The organism is Pseudomonas sp. GM79 (assembly GCF_000282495.1).
In the GTDB taxonomy this organism is placed as follows: Bacteria; Pseudomonadota; Gammaproteobacteria; order Pseudomonadales; family Pseudomonadaceae; genus Aquipseudomonas.
Window position 1 is genome coordinate 22532 of record NZ_AKJE01000039.1, and the last position, 20088, is coordinate 42619.

At 60.0% G+C, this 20088-nt stretch carries 17 protein-coding genes and 2 pseudogenes; 6 read left to right on the plus strand and 13 right to left on the minus strand.

The features are described 5' to 3' along the window. Nucleotides 1–64: 64 nt before the first annotated feature. On the plus strand, nucleotides 65–505 hold the full coding sequence (locus PMI36_RS17600; RefSeq protein WP_008071151.1) for a CBS domain-containing protein: 441 nt from the start codon (nucleotides 65–67) through the stop codon (nucleotides 503–505). Between the two features lie 131 nt (nucleotides 506–636). Here the strand turns inward: PMI36_RS17600 and PMI36_RS17595 are convergent, their stop codons facing one another. Both PMI36_RS17595 and PMI36_RS17590 read right to left on the minus strand, forming a co-directional pair. Continuing rightward, nucleotides 637–1257 (minus strand): glutathione S-transferase N-terminal domain-containing protein, encoded by a 621-nt coding sequence (locus tag PMI36_RS17595; protein ID WP_008071152.1) that lies wholly within the window; start codon nucleotides 1255–1257, stop codon nucleotides 637–639. A gap of 245 nt (nucleotides 1258–1502) precedes the next feature. Then, nucleotides 1503–2597 carry a DUF1615 domain-containing protein gene (locus PMI36_RS17590; protein ID WP_008071153.1) on the minus strand — a complete coding sequence of 365 codons (1095 nt, stop codon included), beginning with the start codon at nucleotides 2595–2597 and terminating at the stop codon, nucleotides 1503–1505. A gap of 343 nt (nucleotides 2598–2940) precedes the next feature. On the opposite strand from PMI36_RS17590, the gene PMI36_RS17585 reads away from it, so the two are divergent. Further along, on the plus strand, nucleotides 2941–4470 hold the full coding sequence (locus tag PMI36_RS17585; protein WP_008071155.1) for an FAD-dependent oxidoreductase: 1530 nt from the start codon (nucleotides 2941–2943) through the stop codon (nucleotides 4468–4470). A 131-nt stretch (nucleotides 4471–4601) separates the two neighbouring features. Here the strand turns inward: PMI36_RS17585 and hemB are convergent, their stop codons facing one another. The 3 genes and pseudogenes from hemB to PMI36_RS0129505 form a co-directional block, all read right to left on the minus strand. Then, entirely contained in the window at nucleotides 4602–5576 is a 975-nt protein-coding gene (gene hemB, locus PMI36_RS17580; RefSeq protein WP_008071156.1) for a porphobilinogen synthase, read from the minus strand. 232 nt (nucleotides 5577–5808) lie between these two features. Continuing rightward, the gene (locus tag PMI36_RS17575; RefSeq protein ID WP_008071158.1) at nucleotides 5809–6651 is read right to left on the minus strand and encodes a PhzF family phenazine biosynthesis protein; all 843 of its coding nucleotides are present in this window, start codon (nucleotides 6649–6651) and stop codon (nucleotides 5809–5811) included. Between the two features lie 24 nt (nucleotides 6652–6675). Beyond that, a pseudogene (locus PMI36_RS0129505) lies at nucleotides 6676–7382 on the minus strand (glutathione S-transferase family protein). A 381-nt stretch (nucleotides 7383–7763) separates the two neighbouring features. Here PMI36_RS0129505 and PMI36_RS17570 point away from each other — a divergent pair. Then, nucleotides 7764–8438, plus strand: a complete 675-nt coding sequence (locus PMI36_RS17570; RefSeq protein ID WP_032830332.1) for a hypothetical protein — start codon at nucleotides 7764–7766, stop codon at nucleotides 8436–8438. A gap of 173 nt (nucleotides 8439–8611) precedes the next feature. Here PMI36_RS17570 and mnmH read toward each other — a convergent pair whose 3' ends face one another. Together mnmH and selD are read right to left on the minus strand one after the other, a co-directional pair. Then, complete coding sequence (gene mnmH, locus PMI36_RS17565) at nucleotides 8612–9715, minus strand: tRNA 2-selenouridine(34) synthase MnmH (protein ID WP_008071165.1); 1104 nt, start codon at nucleotides 9713–9715, stop codon at nucleotides 8612–8614. Further along, on the minus strand, nucleotides 9715–10749 hold the full coding sequence (gene selD, locus PMI36_RS17560; protein WP_008071166.1) for a selenide, water dikinase SelD: 1035 nt from the start codon (nucleotides 10747–10749) through the stop codon (nucleotides 9715–9717). Before selD ends, mnmH begins: the two co-directional genes overlap by 1 nt. Nucleotides 10750–11250: 501 nt before the next feature. Here selD and PMI36_RS17555 point away from each other — a divergent pair. The 3 genes from PMI36_RS17555 (at nucleotide 11251) to PMI36_RS17545 (ending at nucleotide 13802) form a co-directional block, all read left to right on the plus strand. Further along, entirely contained in the window at nucleotides 11251–12207 is a 957-nt protein-coding gene (locus tag PMI36_RS17555) for a nucleoside-specific channel-forming protein Tsx (protein WP_008071167.1), read from the plus strand. 24 nt (nucleotides 12208–12231) lie between these two features. Next, complete coding sequence (locus PMI36_RS17550) at nucleotides 12232–13266, plus strand: purine-nucleoside phosphorylase (RefSeq protein WP_008071168.1); 1035 nt, start codon at nucleotides 12232–12234, stop codon at nucleotides 13264–13266. A gap of 308 nt (nucleotides 13267–13574) precedes the next feature. Continuing rightward, on the plus strand, nucleotides 13575–13802 hold the full coding sequence (locus tag PMI36_RS17545) for a DUF6555 family protein (RefSeq protein ID WP_008071169.1): 228 nt from the start codon (nucleotides 13575–13577) through the stop codon (nucleotides 13800–13802). 64 nt (nucleotides 13803–13866) lie between these two features. Here the strand turns inward: PMI36_RS17545 and PMI36_RS17540 are convergent, their stop codons facing one another. The 6 genes and pseudogenes from PMI36_RS17540 to PMI36_RS17520 all read right to left on the minus strand — a co-directional run bounded on the left by PMI36_RS17540 (nucleotide 13867) and on the right by PMI36_RS17520 (nucleotide 20085). Then, nucleotides 13867–14031 (minus strand): metallothionein, encoded by a 165-nt coding sequence (locus PMI36_RS17540; RefSeq protein ID WP_008071170.1) that lies wholly within the window; start codon nucleotides 14029–14031, stop codon nucleotides 13867–13869. A 374-nt stretch (nucleotides 14032–14405) separates the two neighbouring features. Beyond that, entirely contained in the window at nucleotides 14406–15227 is an 822-nt protein-coding gene (locus PMI36_RS32455) for a methyl-accepting chemotaxis protein (protein ID WP_404943049.1), read from the minus strand. A gap of 36 nt (nucleotides 15228–15263) precedes the next feature. Beyond that, nucleotides 15264–16235 (minus strand): annotated as a pseudogene (locus PMI36_RS32460) (cache domain-containing protein); the annotation flags it as partial. Nucleotides 16236–16297: 62 nt separating this feature from the next. Then, a complete protein-coding gene (locus tag PMI36_RS17530; RefSeq protein WP_008071172.1) occupies nucleotides 16298–17614 on the minus strand; it encodes a Na+/H+ antiporter family protein in 1317 nt (438 codons plus the stop codon). 492 nt (nucleotides 17615–18106) lie between these two features. Continuing rightward, entirely contained in the window at nucleotides 18107–19420 is a 1314-nt protein-coding gene (locus PMI36_RS17525) for a sensor histidine kinase (RefSeq protein ID WP_008071173.1), read from the minus strand. Beyond that, a complete protein-coding gene (locus PMI36_RS17520; RefSeq protein WP_008071174.1) occupies nucleotides 19417–20085 on the minus strand; it encodes a response regulator transcription factor in 669 nt (222 codons plus the stop codon). Before PMI36_RS17520 ends, PMI36_RS17525 begins: the two co-directional genes overlap by 4 nt. Nucleotides 20086–20088: the final 3 nt, after the last annotated feature.

Here is a 20088-nt window from a genome sequence, read left to right on the forward strand (position 1 = left end):
GCCTTGCTCTGCGAGCGCGTCTCTACGATTCTTCAAGAACAACGACAACACCCGAGAAACCGCCATGAAAACCGTCGCCCAACTGCTCAAGTTAAAGGCCCAACAGAATCAGCAAGTCCACTCTATTGCACCGCATCAAATGGTGCTGGAAGCGCTGATGGTGATGGCTGCAAAAAACGTCGGCGCGTTACCGGTGCTGAAAGAGGGAAAGGTCGTCGGCATCATCAGCGAGCGTGACTATGCGCGCAAACTGGTGCTCAAGGGGCGCTCCTCTGTCGGCACACCGGTCAGCGACATCATGGTGGCGCCGGTCATCACCGTGGACACCCATCAAACCGTCGAAACCTGCATGGGCATCATGTCCGAAAAGCGCCTGCGGCACTTGCCAGTGGTGGAAAACGGCGAGTTGATCGGCTTGCTGTCCATCGGCGACCTGGTCAAGGAAGCCATTGCCGAACAGGCTGAACTGATTCGCCAGTTGGAGCAGTACATTCGCGGCGAGTGATTGCGGCACACCGCAAATCCCCTTGTGGGAGCGGGCTTGCTCGCGAAAGCGGTGTGTCAGTCAATAGTTATGGTGACTGATACACCGCTTTCGCGAGCAAGCCCGCTCCCACATTTTGATTGGCGGTGTTCTTACGGCCAATGCCGAGTGAAGACCGGCGCCAATGCCGGGTGGCGGTCGAAGCGTTCGAGCCAGGCGAAGAACCCGGGCCGCGCAACACGCAAGTGTTCCCGGGTGCCCGCCCACCGCGTCACCACCGCCGCCAGAATATCCAGCGCACCCGGTTTTCCATCGCCCAGGTACAACTTGCCGGCGAACTGATCGGCAAACACCTCCCAACTCCAATGCAGCCGCTGGCGGGCACCGGCCATGAGGTTTTGCCGGGCTGACTCATCAACCTTGGCCAGCCAGCGCTCGGGGTAATCGATGATGCCAATGGCCGCGTAGCAATTGTTGACGATATACACCAGGCCATGAATCACCTGATCACGCTTGATCGGGTTTTCCGGCAACAGGTTCGACTCCGGGAACGTGAGGCCCAGATGAATAAGAATGGCCGCACTCTCGGTGAGAACGCCGCCATCGGGCAGCAGCAGGGTGGGAACCTGCTTGAGCGGGTTGAGCTTCTCCAGCGCCTGAAACGCCTCCGGGGACGCAGAAACATCGATGAAGCGATAAGCGACCTCGCACAGTTCCAGCGCGGCTTCGATGGCGGCCGCACCCGAATTCTGATGCCCGTAGAGCTGGTACATGACTAAATCTCCTCTGCGACTCTCTCTTTGTAGCAGTTGCCGAAGATTGCGCTCGAATACCTCATCAACAATACCAGTCAGTAAGCGCAATCCCTATGGGAACGGGCTTGCTCGCGAAAGCGGTGTGTCAGTCGATATCAATGTGGTCTGTAACACCGCCTTCGCGGGCAAGCCCGCTCCCACAGGTTCTGCGTCTTAACTGACCGGCATTAGCCTCCCCAGCCGGGTTTCTCAGTCTGGCTCGTTCACATCCCCGCGCGCTTCATACAGCGCTGATAACGCTCATCGACCCGCTTGGCGAACCATGCCGTGGTGAGTTTGCGGGTGATTTTTGGGCTTTGCAGAACGATTCCCGGCAATACCGCCCGAGGTAATGGCCGGCCTTCGGCCTGTTCGGCCAGGGCGAAGACGCGTCGATAGAGCCTGGTGTCCTCGAATTCGAGACTTTTACCCTCCTCCAATTGATCCCGAATGGACGGATTACGCATGTCCAATTGCTTGCCGAGGGTACGCACCGCCAATTCCGTGGTACCCGGCATGATCGAGCCATAACGCACCAGATCGCCATCCAGCGCCAGCGGGATGCCGGTCGCGCGGCTTACCGCGTTCTGAAACGCCGCATTGCGGCTGGCGTACCAACCGGCGTTGAAATCGGCGAAGCGATACAGCGGCTGCTCGTAGCTCACTGGATAACCGAGCAAGTGGGCAATACCGAAATACAGGCCACCGCGACGCGTAAACACTTCGCGGCGAATCGAGCCGTCCACCGGGTAGGGATAAGCCCGCGCCTGCTGCTCCGCAAAATCGATGCTGACTTGCATCGGCCCGCCGGTGTGCACCGGGTTGAAACCATCGAACAACGTCCGCCCCATTGGCACCATGCCGATGAAATCATCGAAAATCGCGCTGAGTTCTCTTTCACTGCGCGCAGCATTCAGCCGGTCGCTGTAACTTTTACCATTGGGTGAACTGACCTGTAAGGCACCGCTCACCAGCAGGCCAGGGATGTGAGCCTTGGCGGCGCGACGGTCGATTTCGTCCCGGGCAATCTTGCCCAGGCCCGGCACCCGCGGATCAGCCTGAAACGTCGATTCCTGCTCAGTGACCGCGAGTACCGAACACAGGTTTTGCGTGGTCGGTGAAATCTTTTGCGCGGCAAATGCCGCGTAAATGTCCGTGGCCCAGCCCTGGCGGTCGGCTGTCTTGGCCGGGAGCAGACGCATGATCTCGGCTTTGACCTCGGCAGGCTTGCGGGCCGGCGGCTCCTGAGTACGCTGGGTACCGCAACCGGCCAGGACCAACAGTGCCGCGACGCTCATGATCAATCGATTAGCTTGCATGGTGCTCCATCAAAATCCGTTGAGCCGGGTTAACCATACGATCAATGGCATGGCGCAGGCTATGACTGTGGCAGTCGCGGACTGTTCCCCCGTAGCTGTAGCGCTGTAGCGCTGTAGCAGCTGTCGAGCTTGCGAGGCTGCGTTCGGCTGCGAAGCAGTCGTGAATCCGATTGACGCGGTCTACCTGACGCACCGCAGTCTCTGGTTTTACGACTGCTTCGCAGCCGAACGCAGCCTCGCAAGCTCGACAGCTGCTACACGCGTGGTTTTCCGTTGGGCAGCCGGGAGGCCTGTGCATTCGGGCTGAACCATACTTGATCCACACACCGTGGAGGACAGGCTCATGAACCGTAGCGACGTACTGATCATCGGCGCCGGCCCTACCGGGCTGGTACTGGCGCTGTGGTTGAGCAAACTGGGGATTCGGGTACGGATTATCGACAAGACGTCGACACCCGGCACCACTTCACGTGCGCTGGCGGTACAGGCGCGAACGCTTGAACTGTATAGCCAGCTCGACCTCAGCGACGCCGTTGTGCAAAACGGCCATAAAGTGGCCGCAGCGAATTTCTGGGTCAAGGGCGAACCCGTCGCACGCCTGCCGCTGAGCACCATCGGCGAGGGTCTGACGCCCTACGCGTTTCTGGAAATCTATCCGCAAGACGAGCACGAACGCCTGCTGATCGAACGCCTGGAGGCCTTCGGTATTACAGTGGAGCGCGATACCGAACTGCAAAGCTTCGAGGAAACCGGCGACGGCATCACCGCCCGGCTGCGCTTGCCCGATGGTCAGCAGGAAACCTGCCAGGCCTGTTACCTCGCAGGCTGCGACGGTGCCCGGTCGATTGTGCGCAAGACGCTGGACACCGGTTTTCCGGGTGGCACTTACCAGCAGATTTTCTACGTGGCGGATGTGCAGGCTCGCGGCCCCACATTCAACGGTGAACTGCATGTGGATCTCGACGAAGCCGACTTCCTCGCCGTTTTTCCCTTGTCCGACGAAGGTCGCGCCCGACTGATCGGCACGGTTCGCGACGAACGCGCCGACCGTGCCGAAACCCTCCAGTTTGAAGACGTCAGCCGCCGGGCCATCGAGAATTTAAAGCTGAAGATCGATCAGGTGAACTGGTTCTCGACTTACCGCGTGCATCACCGGGTTGCGGATCACTTTCGCACCGGGCGCGCGTTTCTGTTGGGGGACGCCGCCCATGTCCACAGCCCGGCGGGTGGCCAGGGCATGAATACCGGAATTGGCGATGCGATCAATCTGGCCTGGAAACTCGCAACGGTCTTAAGCGGTGGAGCCACGACCAAACTACTCGACAGTTATGAAACCGAACGCATCGCCTTTGCCCGGCGACTGGTGGCCACCACCGACCGGGTCTTCAGTTTCGTTACGGCCGATGGGCCAATAGCCGACTTGGTGCGTATTCGCGTGGCACCCTTTTTGATCCCGAAAATGATCTCGTTTGAGGCGGCCCGGGAATTCCTGTTTCGCACGGTGTCGCAGACCACCCTCAACTATCGCGGCATGCCGTTGAGCGAAGGTGTTGCTGGCCATGTTCACGGCGGTGATCGCCTGCCTTGGGCCCACGACGGTGAAGGGGACAATTTCGAATCGCTGAAGGACCCGACCTGGCAGGTGCATGTGTATGGCGACACCAGCGACGAAATGATTGCCTGGTGCACCGAGCATCACCTGCCGTTGCAGGTGTTCGACTGGCGACCGGCATTTGAAACCGCGGGGTTGGCGCGCAACGGGTTTTACCTGCTGCGGCCGGATACCTATGTGGCGATTGCCGACTACAGCGCCGATCCGAAGGTGATCGAGCGCTATTTCCGGGATCACGGGATTCGGCAGTTCTTCGGCTGACCCCAAGAACGGCGGAGATCAAATGTGGGAGCGGGCTTGCTCGCGAAGGCGGCGTGTCAGTCACCATAAATATCGACTGACACGCCGCCTTCGCGAGCAAGCCCGCTCCCACAGTGATTATGTGGTGGTCTTTAGATCCCGGCCAGAGCCAGGTCCATCGCGAAGTAGGTGAAGATCAAATCCGCCCCGGCGCGTTTGATCGCCCCCAGGCTCTCACGCACCACTCGGTCTTCATCGATTGCCCCAGCCTGGGCGCCGAATTTGATCATCGCGTACTCGCCACTCACCTGATACGCCGACAGCGGCAAACGCGATGCTTCGCGAATGTCGCGGATGATGTCCAGGTACGCGCCGGCCGGTTTGACCATCAGCGCGTCGGCGCCTTCCTGCTCGTCCATCAGCGATTCACGCACGGCTTCGCGGCGGTTCATCGGGTTCATCTGATAGCTTTTGCGGTCGCCCTTCAGCGCACTGCCGCCGGCCTCGCGGAACGGACCATAAAGCGCCGAGGCGAATTTGGTCGAATAGGCCATGATCGCGGTCTGGCTGAAACCCGCTGCATCAAGCGCCCGGCGAATGGCCTGGACCTGCCCGTCCATGGCCGCCGACGGTGCGATCACATCAGCGCCAGCGCGGGCAGCGGCTACGGCTTGTTTGCCGAGGTTGATCAGGGTCTGGTCGTTGTCGACTTCGTGGTGGTGCAGCACGCCGCAGTGGCCGTGGTCGGTGTACTCGCAGAAACAGGTGTCGGACATCACGATCATTTCCGGCACGGCGTCCTTGGCGATGCGTGACATGCGCGATACCAGACCATTGTCGTTCCAGGTATCGCTGCCACTGCTGTCCAGATGATGGGACACACCAAACGTCATCACCGACTTGATCCCGGCCCGAGCGTAACGCTCGATCTCGCCGGCCAGCTTCGACTCGGGAATGCGCATCACCCCGGGCATGCTCTTGATCGGCACGAAATCGTCGATTTCTTCCTCGACGAAAATCGGCAGCACCAGATCATTCAAGCTGAACTCGGTTTCCTGGAACAGGCTGCGCAGGCTCGCATTGCGGCGCAGACGGCGTGGACGTGCTTCGGGGAACTGACTGGGCATGGGTCTTCCTGAAAAACGGCGGATGAGACAAAAGTCATAGGGAGCGAAGCTTATGCCCTGCAAGGCGCGGGGCACAAACCTCGATCGCTCAAGACTGCGTTACCGTGGCGGCAACAATCCCCGCATCCAGCACAGAACCCTGTGGGAGCGGGCTTGCTCGCGAAGGCGGCCTATCATTCAATATTGATGTCGACTGCCCCACCGCTTTCGCGAGCAAGCCCGCTCCCACAGGTTAAATCGCCAGTATTCCTGTAATACACGTCACCACTGCGCCGCCAATCCAGATCTCATCCCCCACCTGCTCGACCTGAATCCGCCCGCCGCGGCCCATGGTCAGGCCCTGGCTGACGACATAAGACGCCGGCGCCAGCCCTTCGCTGAACAACCATTGGGCAATCCCGGCGTTCAAGCTGCCGGTGGCCGGGTCTTCTGGCATGCCGTCGCCGGAGATGAACGCACGCACTTCGAACTGCGCCTCAGCGCCATCGCGCTCGACGCACCACGGTGCGATGACACCCACGGCGAGGCCCAGCATCTGCGAATGATCCGGCTGCAAGTCCAGTACCTGCTGACGATCCTCGACCATTACCGCCAGCCAGCCGGCACCGTTGTCGACCCATTGCGCCCGCACAATCGCGCCCGGCGCCAAGCCGAGGCCCCGCCGTACGCGCTCGACCAGTTCGGCGTCCACCGGGCCGGACCTGAGCAGCGGTGGTGCGAGAAACGCCAGCTCCGCACCCTGTCGACGCACCCGCACCAGGCCGACGCCGCATTCCTGAATGATCTCCTCGCCCTTGGGCACCCCTCCGGCCTCGAGCCAGGCATGACAGGTACCGAGCGTCGGGTGACCGGCGAACGGCAACTCCTGAAGCGTGGTGAAGATGCGTACTCGATAGTCGGCCCGAGGGTCCCGGGGTTCGAGCACGAAAGTGGTTTCACTGAGGTTGGTCCAGGACGCGAACGCCGCCATGCGCTCATCGCTGAGCCGGTCTGCACCGAGCACCACCGCCAACGGGTTGCCCTTGAGCGCAACGCGGCTGAAGACATCTACTTGCTTGAAATCGAATGAGCTCATTGCCTGCCTTGGTGATGAGGGGGTTCAAAGGGCTTGCTTGGGGATTTCCAGCCCGCGAATCACCGCAGGCCGTGCCAGGAAACGTTCCAGCACGCGGGTGACGTTGGGGAAATTCTGAATGCCGACCAGGTCGCCGGCCTCATAGAAGCCGATCAGGTTGCGCACCCACGGAAAGGTCGCGATGTCGGCGATGGTGTAACGCTCGCCCATGATCCAGTCACGTCCTTGCAAACGGCCCTCAAGAACGCTGAGCAAGCGCTTGCTTTCGTCGACGTAGCGATCGCGAGGGCGCTTGTCTTCGTAGTCCTTGCCGGCGAATTTGTTGAAAAAACCGAGCTGGCCGAACATCGGCCCGATACCGCCCATCTGAAACATCAGCCACTGAAGGGTCTCGTAACGCGCCGCCGATTCCTGCGCCAGCAGTTGCCCGCTCTTGTCGGCGAGGTAAATCAGAATCGCCCCGGACTCGAACAGCGCCAGCGGTTGGTCCCCCGGACCGTGGGGTCGAGGATCGCCGGGATCTTGTTGTTGGGGTTCAGTGAAAGAAATTCGGGGGACAGCTGATCGTTGGTGTCGAAGCCCACACGATGCGGCTCGTAGGGCAGCCCGATCTCTTCGAGCATGATCGAAACCTTGACACCATTGGGCGTTGGCAAGGAATAGAGCTGGATCCACTCCGGGTATTGCGCCGGCCATTTTCGAGTGATGGGGAATGCAGACAAATCGGTCATAAGGGGCATCCACGGGAAAAACGGAGTGAAGATCATAATGTAGGCGCTGCCGAAGGCTGCGATCTTTTGGCGTCCTCAGGGGGGGCGCCGAAGAGAAAGATCAACAGATCGCAGCCTTCGGCAGCTCCTACAAGGAGTAAGGTGTGTGCCGTGTCCATAAATCCGCAACATCCTGTCGATAACCTTTCCCCCAATCCATTAAAGGTTGCCGCTAAAGTGCCGGGCACCTCGTTCGGATCGAACCAAAGGGCTTCAGAGGACTCTGAGCATTGCCCTGTAGGAAACGGACCGGGTCAACGACATGGAAAACACCCGATGCTGGGAGCTCGCGGTGTCAAGGTTTGTCAGCCTTAACCGAATACGCTGAAGATGACCTATTCGATGATGAATCCATTGAAATTCGCCCACCGCTTCAAACATCGCGCCTATATCTTCCTGCCCTCCCTGCTGGCGGTCAGCGCGTTGTTTTTGTCGCTTGAGTCCAGTGAAAGCCGCGCCCAACCGGCGGACGGCACCCAGACGCTGGTCTTCTTGCGCCACGCGGAAAAACCCGCGGGCGGACTGGGTCAGCTCAATTGTCAGGGGTTGAATCGCGCCATCGACCTGGCCACCTTGTTGCCGGAAAAATTCGGCAAGGCCAACTACGTGTTCGCCGCAAACCCGACACGCAATGTCGAGGAAGGCGAATTCGATAACTCCTACAGTTACATCCGCCCCCTGATGACCATCAGTCCCAGCGCGATCAAGCTCGGTTTGCCGGTGAACATCAACTTCTCGGCCAACGACACCAGCGACCTGGCGGATGAACTGCTGCACGACAAGTATCACAACTCGGTCATTTATACGGCCTGGTCCCACGGCTACCTGCCCGAGCTGATCAACAAGGTCGCCGGGGAAGCCGTCGGCGAGAAACAGAACATCACCGATGATTGGGCATCCAGCGACTACGACTCGCTGTACGTGCTCACACTGACCTGGCACAACGGCAAGGCCAGCCTGAAGAGCCACAGCTACAAGCAAGGTCTGGATAACGGTCAGGAGACCTGTCCGACTTAAGTTGTCGACTGCTTCCTACACTCGGTCGCGACGGTTGATCGGGGCGGCCTGTCTGGGACTCTTCGCGAGCAAGCCCGCTCCCACACTGGATCTCTGCGGTACACAAAACCAGAGTTCACTGAAGATCAAATGTGGGAGCGGGCTTGCTCGCGAAGAGGCCTGAACAAACGACATCACCTTGGCTGACTACCCCGCTCCCGCAGGTATTCAAGCACCGCCCCCCGCTCCCCGACAAACTCGATCCGCGTCCCCTTTTTCTCCCGCTGAAACGCATACATCGGGTCGTAATACTCGCGCAGCAACCCTTCGATCCACCCCCGGTGCATATCCACCGCGCCGCTGTTCGCCTGTTCTGCCAGCGCGTCTTCCATCAAGGTCAACATCCGCTGATGACGTTCGCCGCCCAGCCTTTTCTGGACATTGTTCAGGCTCGCCAGCAAACGCTCGGAAAACAGCGCGAAGCCTTCATCGCCATACACTTCGATGAACTCGGCGCACAAGTCCACCACGTAATCACGCAGGATCCGTTCGACACGCCCTTCCAGGCTGTCTTCCAGCCAAACCATCGGAAATTGCTGCATGCCCTGATACAGCGGCAACGGCAAGGCGCAACTGCCGACCATGCGGCTCTCGTCTTCCAGCACGAACTGTTCTATACCACGGGCACGCTTCTTCAGCACATCCACGGCCAGGCGGTTTTCAAAGTCGATGTTGGAGGGTTGGCCGGTGGCGCGTTTGCCGAAGCTGGAGCCGCGATGATGGGCGTGGCCTTCAAGGTCCAGCCCGTTGCTCAATTGCGTGAGTACCTCGGTCTTGCCGGTGCCGGTCATACCGCCCAGCAAAACGAAATCGCACTGGGCAATGGCCTGATCGAGCGTGTCGAGCAAGAAGGTGCGCATGGCCTTGTAGCCGCCACCGACCCGCGGATAGTCGATACCTGCTTCGTCCTTGAGCCATTGCTGAACAATCTGCGAACGCAAACCGCCGCGAAAACAATACAAATACCCATCTGGATGCGCCCGGGCAAAATCGGCCCAGGCCTGGATGCGCTCGGCCTTGATCTCACCGGCCACCAATTGATGTCCCAGCGTGATGGCTGCTTGCTGACCTTGCTGCTTGTAGCAAGTGCCGATCCGTTGCCGCTCGAGGTCATTCATCAGCGGCAGGTTGACCACCCCGGGGAATGAGCCCTTGAGGAATTCGACCGGCGCGCGGGTATCCATCATCGGCCGGTCGTTGAGGAAGATGTCGCGGTAATCGGTGAAGTCGATAGACATCAAATCACCTCTACCGCGTTAGTCTGTCGCTCAACCAGTTCGCCGATCGGCTCAAGGGCCAGACCGAGTTCGGCTGCTACCATCAGAAACTGTTCATTGCCCTCAGGCGTGACCGCAATCAGCAGGCCGCCGCTGGTCTGCGGATCGCAGAGCACGCGCTTGTGCATTTCCTGAAGCCGCCCCAGTTTGCTGGCATAGCTGTCGAAATTGCGCAGCGTGCCGCCCGGCACGCAGCCCTGATCGAGGTAATACTCGACACCCGGCAAGCGCGGCACACGGTCATATTCGATGCGTGCCGTCACGTTGCTGCCGTCGGCCATTTCCACCAAGTGCCCGAGCAGGCCGAAACCGGTGACGTCAGTCATCGCGGTTACACCGTCGAGTTTGCCGAAACGGCTGCCGGGTTTGTTCAGGGTGCACATCCAGTCGCGGGCCAGGCCGATGTCGGCATGGCGCAACTTGCCCTTCTTCTCGGCCGTGGTGAGGATGCCGATGCCCAAGGGTTTGGTGAGGTACAGCAAGCAACCGGCGGTGGCGGTGTCATTGCGCTTCATGTGGCGTTTTTCCACCAGTCCGGTCACGGCCAGGCCGAAGATCGGCTCTGGCGCGTCGATGGAATGGCCGCCAGCCAGTGGAATCCCCGCCTCGTCGCAGACCGAACGCCCGCCACGAATCACTTCCCGGGCAATCTCCGGCGCCAACACATTGACCGGCCAGCCGAGGATCGCAATCGCCATCAACGGATCGCCACCCATGGCGTAGATATCGCTGATGGCATTGGTGGCGGCGATACGGCCGAAGTCGAAGGGATCGTCGACGATCGGCATAAAGAAGTCGGTAGTCGAGACCACGCCGCGTTCTTCGTCGATGGCATACACCGCCGCGTCATCGCGCGAGGCGTTGCCGACCCAGAGTTTCGGGTCCAGGTTTTGTGCGCCGCTGCCGGCCAGAATCACCTCCAGCACCTGGGGCGAAATCTTGCAGCCACAGCCTGCGCCATGGCTGTATTGGGTCAGACGAATCGGCTCGCTCATCGGGGTACCTCATGAAGTCAATGCCGCCGATTCTAGCAGAGCACTGGTGCGACAAGGCGCTCCGCCTGGCACTGACCTTGTGGGAGCGGGCTTGCTCGCGAAGAGGGCGTGTCAGTCGGCATTAATGTTGTTTGGTACAACGCCTTCGCGAGCAAGCCCGCTCCCACATGAATTGCGCAAACTAACTGGCATTAGGGTTGTCCCCTCTCCACAAAAGCTCTTTGCCACAGATCGGGTTAAACATCTGACAGTCGACACCACTTTGGTGCATATCCCCGCCAGATCCCCTTCGCCCTGAAAACCACTCCTTCTGCTCATCGCCCCGAAATCCTTGACCAAAAGGACAGTAAAACTACCAATTCCCTCTATTTTTCAGAATATTGAACAAAACTGGTATGCCTTGTGCAAACGTTTGCGAGTCGCCGATACCGGCCTGTTCGCCACTTAACCGCGTAAAACCCGCACCAGCGGGCTTTCGATCCGCACGAAAAGGGACTTTTAATGCATTGCACCTCCAGCCGCGTGACTTGCTCGCGCACTTTGGCTGTTTCCTTGCTGCTGGCCAGCGTTACAGGACTACTCAGCAGCCACGTTTTGGCCCAACCGGCCACCGCCGAAGAATCCGCCCAGGGCGAAGCCCTCAGCCCTGAAGCCAGTCCGCCGAAAAAAGGCGCCTACCTGTCGGACTGGTTCAACCAGGACCTGACCGTCATCGGCAGCAAAGACATCAGCTTCGGCCCGCAACCGGCCGACGACATCTACCTGGAATATGAATACTTCGGCCGCAAGGGGCCGTTCGAGTTGTATGGCTACATCGATATTCCAAAGATCTTCGACATCGGCAACAGCCATGACAAAGGTGTCTGGGACCACGGCTCGCCGGTGTTCATGGAGCACGAACCACGGATCTCCATCGACTACCTGGCCGGCCGCAGCCTGGCCGTCGGGCCGTTCAAGGAGTGGTACGTGGCGTTCGACTGGATCTACGACCATGGCAGCAACAGCGCCAACCGCGCAAACACGCTGTACAGCGGCTTGGGCACCGACATCGACACCCATTCGCGGGTCAACCTGTCGGCCAACTTCTACGGCCGCTACCAGTGGGAAAACTACGGCGCCAGTAATGAATATTCGTGGGACGGCTACCGCGCCCAGCTCAAGTACATCGTGCCCATCAGCAGTTTCAGCAACGGCGCTTCGTTGACCTACATCGGTTTCACCAACTTCGACTTCGGCTCCGACCTGCACAAAGACAACCCGGCCCGCACCGCCAACGCCACCGTGGCCACCAACGTGTTGCTTTACGCCTTCACCCACTTGCGTTTCACCCTGGTCGGCCGTTACTTCCACAACGGCGGCAACTGGGACGACGGCAGTGAGTTGAATTTCGGCGATGGCGACTTCCGCGCCCGTTCCAACGGCTGGGGCTACTACGCCGGTGTCGGTTATCAGTTTTAAGGCTCATGTGAATAAGGAGATTTTATGAAGGCAATAAACCGTCTGTCCCTGCGCGTGGGCCTGGCCTGCGGCGCCCTGCTCTCTTGCGCCGCGTGGGCTAGCGACGCGCCGATCCAGCCGAAAGTGATGCTGATCACCATGTTCGCCCCCGAGGCGCAGAACTGGATCGATCGCCTGGAGCTCAAGCAAGAAGTGCGCGTACCGGGCCTGTCCGCCGAGTACCCGAATATTCGCTGCAACACCCGACAGGTGTGCCTGATGGTCACCGGCATGGGCCAGACCAATGCCGCGGCCTCCACCCTGGCTTTGGCGCTGTCACCGAAATTCGACCTGCGCAAAAGTTACTTCCTGATCGCCGGGATTGCCGGCATCAGCCCGCACCACGGCACCATCGGCACCACCGCGTGGGCGCACTATCTGGTGGAATTTGGCACCCAGTGGGAGCTGGACTCCCGCGACGCGCCGAAAGACTGGCCGACCGGCTACCTGGGCATCAACACCAAAGGGCCGAACGAAAAGCCGCCGCTGGACTACAAGACCGAAGTGTTCGAACTCAATCCGAAGTTGCAGGCCAAGGCGTTCGCCCTGAGCCACAAGGTTCAGCTGAGCGAGAGCAAGGAGTCCGCGGCATGGCGCTTGAAATATCCGTCGGCCCCGGCCAATCAGCCACCGGTAGTGACCCAGTGCGACACGCTGGCGGGCAATACCTGGTTTTCCGGAACGCGGTTGAGTGAGCGGGCGGAAGTCTGGACCAAACTGCTGACCAATAACGAAGGGGTCTATTGCACGACTCAGCAGGAAGACAATTCCACCTATGAAGCTTTGCTGCGCGCCAGCCGCGAGGGGCTGGTGGATGTCCGGCGCCTGGCAGTAGTGCGCGCCGGTTCTGACTTCGACCGGCCGGCGCCGGGCCAGAGCGAGGTGGATAACCTGCTCAAATATGCCGATCAAGGTGGGTTTGTGCCGGCGCTGGAGAACCTGTACCGCACGGGGAATCCGTTGGTGCAGGAGATTTTGCAGAACTGGTCGGCTTGGGAGAAAGGTGTTCCCGAAGCTTGATCTGACAAAACACAACCCATGTGGGAGCGGGCTTGCTCGCGGAGACGAACTGACAGTCAACGTGGATGTTGAATGTGAAGCCGCCTTCGCGAGCAAGCCCGCTCCCACTTTAGTAGCATTACGGCAACCACCCCAGGCATGTTCAAGTCAGGCGGCGTAGCCTTACGCCAGGATCATCGGGAGTCAGGAACGCTCCAGGATCACGAGACGCCCGGCTGTCGCCAGTCACTGTCACCGTCCGACAATTCGACTGAATTTTCGCCGCGCCTCGCGATCCCTCTATAACTACAGGGAGGAATACAGGCTTTATGAACAACGCAAAACTTTTCGTTATTGAATACACCCTTCATGGCCAGCCCAAGTCTTTCATTATCCGCCTGGACAAAATGGACAATGCAGAGGCTTGGCACTGGGCAAGTTGCGATGCCGGAGTAGGCCGGATCCCGCGCTTTGGCCGTGAGAGGGTGCAGAAGACCAGCAAACCGCTGGCAGAGAAATTCGGCATCGAGAATGTGACCTGGCGACCCGCCAGTTGAGCGTCAAAAAGAAAGATTCAAACCGAAGTGGAGCCTGAACGGCTCCACTTTTTTGGCTGAACGGTCAGTGTTGAGCACACTTGCAGCCTTTGGTGGAGCATGCTTCGCCGTGTTCGTGATGTTTGGCGCAGGCTTCACAGCAATAGTGCTTGCCGTGACGCGCGATCGGATGTTCGCCCAGTTTGCAGGAACATTTGGGGCAGTCGCAGATACTTTCACTGTCGATCATGAGTCTGACTCCATTGTTGTGGTCGTCAAGGTGCCGCGGGTGCGCGACACCTGAAGCAAATGACCGCTCGTTCCCCAAACGGGTTCAAACAAACCCTTGGACGGTGTTTGCTTACTAATGAAGATAGTCGCGATGCAGCTACTCATGAATGAACACTGCCGTGTGGTGAGGGGGAAACCCTAATGCAGGTAAGTCAAGGCGCAGAACCTGTGGGAGCGTGGCTTGCCCGCGAAAGCGTAGTGTCAGTCGATATCAATGTTGAATGACACGACGCCTTCGCGGGCAAGCCACGCTCCCACAGGATTTCCGTCGCTCAAATTTCTTGACTTACCGGCATTGGGGGGCAAGCCCCCTCGCCACAAAAGCACTTTCAATCAGATACGGAACTGCCCGACCAATTTGCCCAGGCGCTGACCGAGGTCGGCCAGGCTGCGCGAGGTCTGGGCGCCGAGCTGGGTTTCGTCGGCGACGCTGTCTACGGCCACGGCGATCTGGTGCACGCTGCGGTTGATCTCTTCGGCCACGGCGGTTTGCTCTTCGGCGGCGCTGGCGATCTGGGCGTTCATCGAGTTGATGGTGCCGATCAACTGGGCCATGGCGTCCAGAGATGCCCCCGCCTCGTTGGCCTGGGCCGACGTGCCGTCGCCGGCCTCGCTGGAGCGGCGCATGGCCTCGACTGCCGATTGGGTGCCGGCCTGCAAGCGGTCGATCATGCCCTGGATTTCCTGGGTGCTGATTTGCGTGCGACTGGCCAATGCACGCACTTCGTCGGCGACCACCGCAAAACCACGCCCGGCCTCACCGGCGCGGGCGGCTTCAATAGCGGCGTTGAGCGCCAGCAGGTTGGTCTGCTCGGCAATCGAACGGATCACCCCGAGAACGCTGACAATCGACGACACGTCTTTCTGCAGGCTGTCGAGCGACACGCCGCTGCTGCGAATGTCATTCACCAACGCATGAATCTTCACGATGCTGCCGGCCACCACGCGCTTGGCGGCCTGACCTTCTTCGTCGGTCTGCTGGGCAGCGACCGCCGCGTTTTGCGCGCTCTTGGCCACTTCCTGGGCCGCCGCCGACATCTCATTGATCGCCGTGGCCACCTGATCGGTTTCGTGACGCTGGCGCTCCATGGCTTGATCCGAGCGCTGGGCCTGATCGGAGACCTGATTCACCAGCCCGGTCAGTTGCGAGGTCATTTCAGTGATCTGCCGTACCAGACCGTGGATCTTGTCGACGAAACGGTTGAACGAGCCGGCCAGTTCGCCGAGTTCATCCTGGCTGGTGATGGTCAGACGCCGGGTCAGGTCGCCCTCGCCCGCCGCGATGTCGTCGAGGTTGGCTTTCATCAGGTTCAGTGGACGCAGAATGGTGTTGGCCAACAGCATTCCGGCAGCCGCGATCATTAGCAGCACCACCACGGCAATCCCGACAATGCTCAGCACCACGCCTTGCATGCGTTCCTGGACCTTGGCCTCGACCACCGCCACTTGAGCTTCAATGCCGTCGAGGTTGACCGAGGTACCGACCGCCATGTCCCACTTCGGCAGGTATTCGGTGTAGCCGAGCTTGGGCACCAGCACTTGGGTGTTGCCGGGCAGCGTCGAGCTGTATTGCAGGTAGTGAGTACCGTCCTTGGCGACTTTCACCAGGTCACGGTTGACGTAGACGCCGTTCGGGTCGCGGTTGTCCTTGAAGCTCTGGCCCACGCCTTCGGGGCTGTTGGCCTTGAACAGGCGCACGGTGTTGGAGTCGTAGCCGAAGAAGTAGCCGTCCTTGCCGTAGGTGATACTCGACAGCAACTTGACCACCTGCGCCCGTGCCGCGTCATCGCCGGGAGCGGCCGCGTCGTAGAGCGGTTTGATCGTGGTCATGGCCACGGCGACGTAACTTTGCAGGGTCGCCTTGGCATCGCTGAGCAGGCGCTGACGGGTTTGCTCGACTTCCTTGCGGGCCTGCTCCTGCAGAATGAACAACGTGGTCAGGCTGATGACCAGCGCAAAGAGCAGCACCGGGAGGACGGCAAGGGACAGGACTTTAGCCTTCAGGCTCATGCGCATGACGTTCACTCTTTTGATTTTGTTGGCGTGGTTAAAGGCTATAACGGCACGCGGGATCAAAAGTTGAGCGAAGGGCAAAGCAATCAAGTGTGGGAGCGGCGGTGCGACGATTCGACTTGCTCGCGAAGGCGGCGGCACATCCAGCATTGATGTGCCTGACAGACCGCTTTCGCGAGCAAGCCCGCTCCCACATTTGATCCGGGGGTGTTTTACAGGACCATCGCCGCCACCCAGCCAAACGCCAGCAATGGCAGGTTGTAGTGCAGGAAGGTCGGGACCACGGTGTCCCAGATGTGGTGATGCTGGCCGTCGATGTTCAGACCGGAGGTCGGGCCCAGGGTCGAGTCCGACGCGGGTGACCCGGCATCGCCCAATGCGCCGGCGGTGCCGACGATGCACACGATGGCGATCGGGCTGAAGCCCAGTTGCACGCACAACGGCACGAAAATCACCGCCAGAATCGGGACGGTGGAAAACGACGAGCCAATGCCCATGGTCACCAACAGGCCCACCAGCAACATCAGCAGCGCGCCAATGGCTTTGCTGTGGCCGATCCACGAGGCCGAGGTTTCGACCAGCGTTTGCACCTGCCCGGTGGCTTTGATCACTTCGCCAAACCCGGACGCGGCGATCATGATGAAGCCGATCATCGCCATCATCTTCATGCCTTCGGTGAACAGATCATCGGTGTCGCGCCATTTGACGATGCCCGACACCGAAAAGATCAGGAAGCCCGCCAGCGCCCCGATAATCATCGAGTCCAGCAGCAACTGAACAATGAACGCAGCGGCAATCGCCAGACCGGCGATCACCAGGCTCATGGGGTTGTATTGCACCGCGACCTGTTCGACCTGCTCGATCTTTTCCAGATCGTAAACGCGCTTCTTGCGATAGCTGATGAAGGCTGCCGCGAGGCCAAACACCATGCCCAGCGCCGGAATGCCCATGGCATGGGTGACGTTGATACCGCTGATGTCTACCCCGCTACGGGCGACGTTGGCCAGCAGGATTTCATTGAGAAAGATGTTGCCGAAGCCCACGGGCAGAAACATGTACGGCGTGATCAAGCCGAAGGTGATGACGCAGGCAATCAAACGACGGTCCAGTTGCAGTTTGGTCAGCACGTATAACAGTGGCGGCACCAGCAACGGGATAAAGGCGATATGAATCGGCAATATGTTCTGGGAGGCGATGGCCACCACCCACAGCAGGCCGATCAGCAGCCATTTGACGTTTCCGCCACCGTTGGCGTGCTGGCGATCGACCATGGCCAGGGCCCTGTCGGCCAGCGCATGGGCCAGGCCGGACTTGGCAATGGCCACCGCGAACGCGCCGAGCAAGGCATAGGACAACGCAACCGTCGCCCCGCCGCCGAGGCCGCTGTTGAAAGCTTTAAGGGTCGCGTCGATGCCCAGGCCACCGGTCAAGCCACCGACCAGCGCGCCCACAATCAGCGCGATCACCACATGCACGCGGGACAGGCTGAGTATCAGCATGATGCCGACCGCGGCAATTACTGCATTCATTGTTGTTACCTCAAAGCAGCGCGGTGAGGCAATCACCGCCAAACGGAATGAGTCCGGCCGGCAGTCTGTATGAGCGCCGCCAGCGGATTAGGAGAAATGGGTTTTATTAGAGGGCGCGCACTGTGCCGGACCGCTGCCGCCTTGTCAAAGCCAACACCTGTAGGCGCTGCCGAAGGCTGCGATCTTTTGATTTTCAACGACCTCGATGACGCCAGAAGATCAAAAGATCGCAGCCTTCTGGATGTGAATCAGTGTCATAAGGGTATGAGTTGTGTCAGGCGACATTGATATTGACTGTACCGCCGCTATCGCGAGCAGGCTCGCTCCCACAGGGGTAGTGGTTGTCCGCAAAATTTGCAGGCAATACTGATCCCATGTGGGAGCGGGCTTGCCCGCGATGGCGTTGTTTCAGGCGATATCGATGTTGACTGTGCCGCCGTCTTCGCGGGCAAGCCCGCTCCCACAGGTTAAGCGGCGTCCTTGCGTTTGGAGTCAGCGTTTAGGTAGCTCGATCGTCACTTTCAACCCGCCCCACTCGCTTTCCTGCAACTTCAACAACCCGCCCCACGTGTCGACGATGTCGCGCACGATGCCCAATCCCAGGCCATGCCCATCCGTCTGTTCATCAAGCCGGGTACCGCGACTGAACACTTGAGCGCGCTGGTCTTCGGGAATTCCCGGCCCATCGTCTTCCACGCTCAACTCAAACCCTTCAGCCGTTTCGACCACGCTCAGCCGCACCTCGGCATCCGCCCATTTGCAGGCGTTGTCCAGCAGGTTGCCGAGCAACTCCAGCAGATCTTCGCGATCCCACGGCAGTTGCAAACCGGCAGGCGCGCGGTAGCTCAAGTCGAGGTGTTCGCCGTGGATCATGTTCAACGTGGCTAGCAACCCCGGTAGCTCGGCATCACAATCGAACAACGCTCCCGGCAGTGCATCCCCGGACAGCCGGGCGCGGTTGAGTTCGCGATTGAGCCGTTGCTGAACCTGTTCCAGTTGCGCCTGCATGACTTTGCGCAACTGCGGGTGAGCATCGAGTTTTTCGCTGCAAGCCAGGCTCAACAACACCGCCAGCGGGGTTTTCAAGGCATGGCCGAGGTTGCCCAAGGCGTTGCGTGAACGCTTGAGGCTGTCTTCGGTGTGGGCCAGCAAATGGTTGATCTGCGCCACCAGCGGTTCCAGCTCCAGCGGTACTTCTTCGTCGAGTTGTGAACGCTGGCCCTGCTGTAGCTGGGCGATTTGCTCGCGGGCTTTTTCCAGCGGGCGCAAGGCGCGGCGTACGGTGATCCGTTGCAATAGCAAAATCAACAACAGCCCCGCCAGCCCCAACCCCAGACCGACCTGCTGCATGCGCCGAAAGCTCTCGCGCACCGGGGTGTAGTCCTGGGCGACGCTGATGGAAATCGCCTGGCCCAACCGGCGATAGTCCGAACGCAACACCAACAACTGCTGGCCTTCTGGCCCCAATTGCAGATTGCTATGCAGGCCAGGGTGTTCAAGCTGCGGCAGCTCCTGATCCCATAACGAGCGGGAACGCCAATGGCTGTTGGCGAAATCGATACGAAAGTAATGCCCGGAGAACGGTCGCTGATAGGCCGGCGACAAATGCCGCTCATCCAGTTGCAAACCCTGCGGCCCACGCACCAGCGCAACCAGCAGGTTTTCGCTGTCGTTGCGCAACCCGTCTTCGAGGTAGCGTTGCAATCCCATTTCGAACAGCCACAGGCTGGTTTGCGCCAGCACCAGGCCGACGATCACCATCACGCTGATCAGGCCCAGGCTCAAGCGGCGCTGGATCGACCTCACTGGGCTTGCCCGCCGAACAGGTAACCCTGACCGCGACGGGTTTCGATCACGCTGCGGCCGAGCTTGCGTCGCAGGTGGTTGACGTGAACTTCCAGCACGTTGGAATCGCGCTCGGTTTCACCGTCGTAGAGGTGTTCAGCGAGGTGGCTTTTGGAAAGGATCTGTTCAGGGTGCAGCATGAAGTAACGCAGAAGGCGAAACTCGGCGGCGGTGAGCTGGATGTCCGCACCGTCGCGGGTCACGCACTGGCGACCTTCATCCAGATGCAAACCGGCGGCCTTGAGCGTCGGCTGATTGGCGTGACCGTGGGAGCGGCGTAACAATGCCTGGACTCGCAGGTGCAACTCTTCGGGGTGAAACGGTTTGGTCAGGTAATCGTCGGCGCCGGTCTTGAGACCTTCGATCCGCTCGGCCCAGGAACCGCGCGCGGTGAGGATCAGAACGGGTGTGGCCAAGCCGCCGGCCCGCCATTGCGCCAGCACGTCGAGCCCCGGCAAACCCGGCAGTCCCAGGTCAAGGATGATCAGGTCATAAGGCTCGCTGCTGCCCTGGTACACCGCATCGCGGCCGTCGGCCAGCCAATCCACCGCGTAACCCTGCCGGTTGAGGCCGGCCATCAATTCGTCGGCCAGCGGCACATGGTCTTCCACCAGGAGCAAACGCATCGG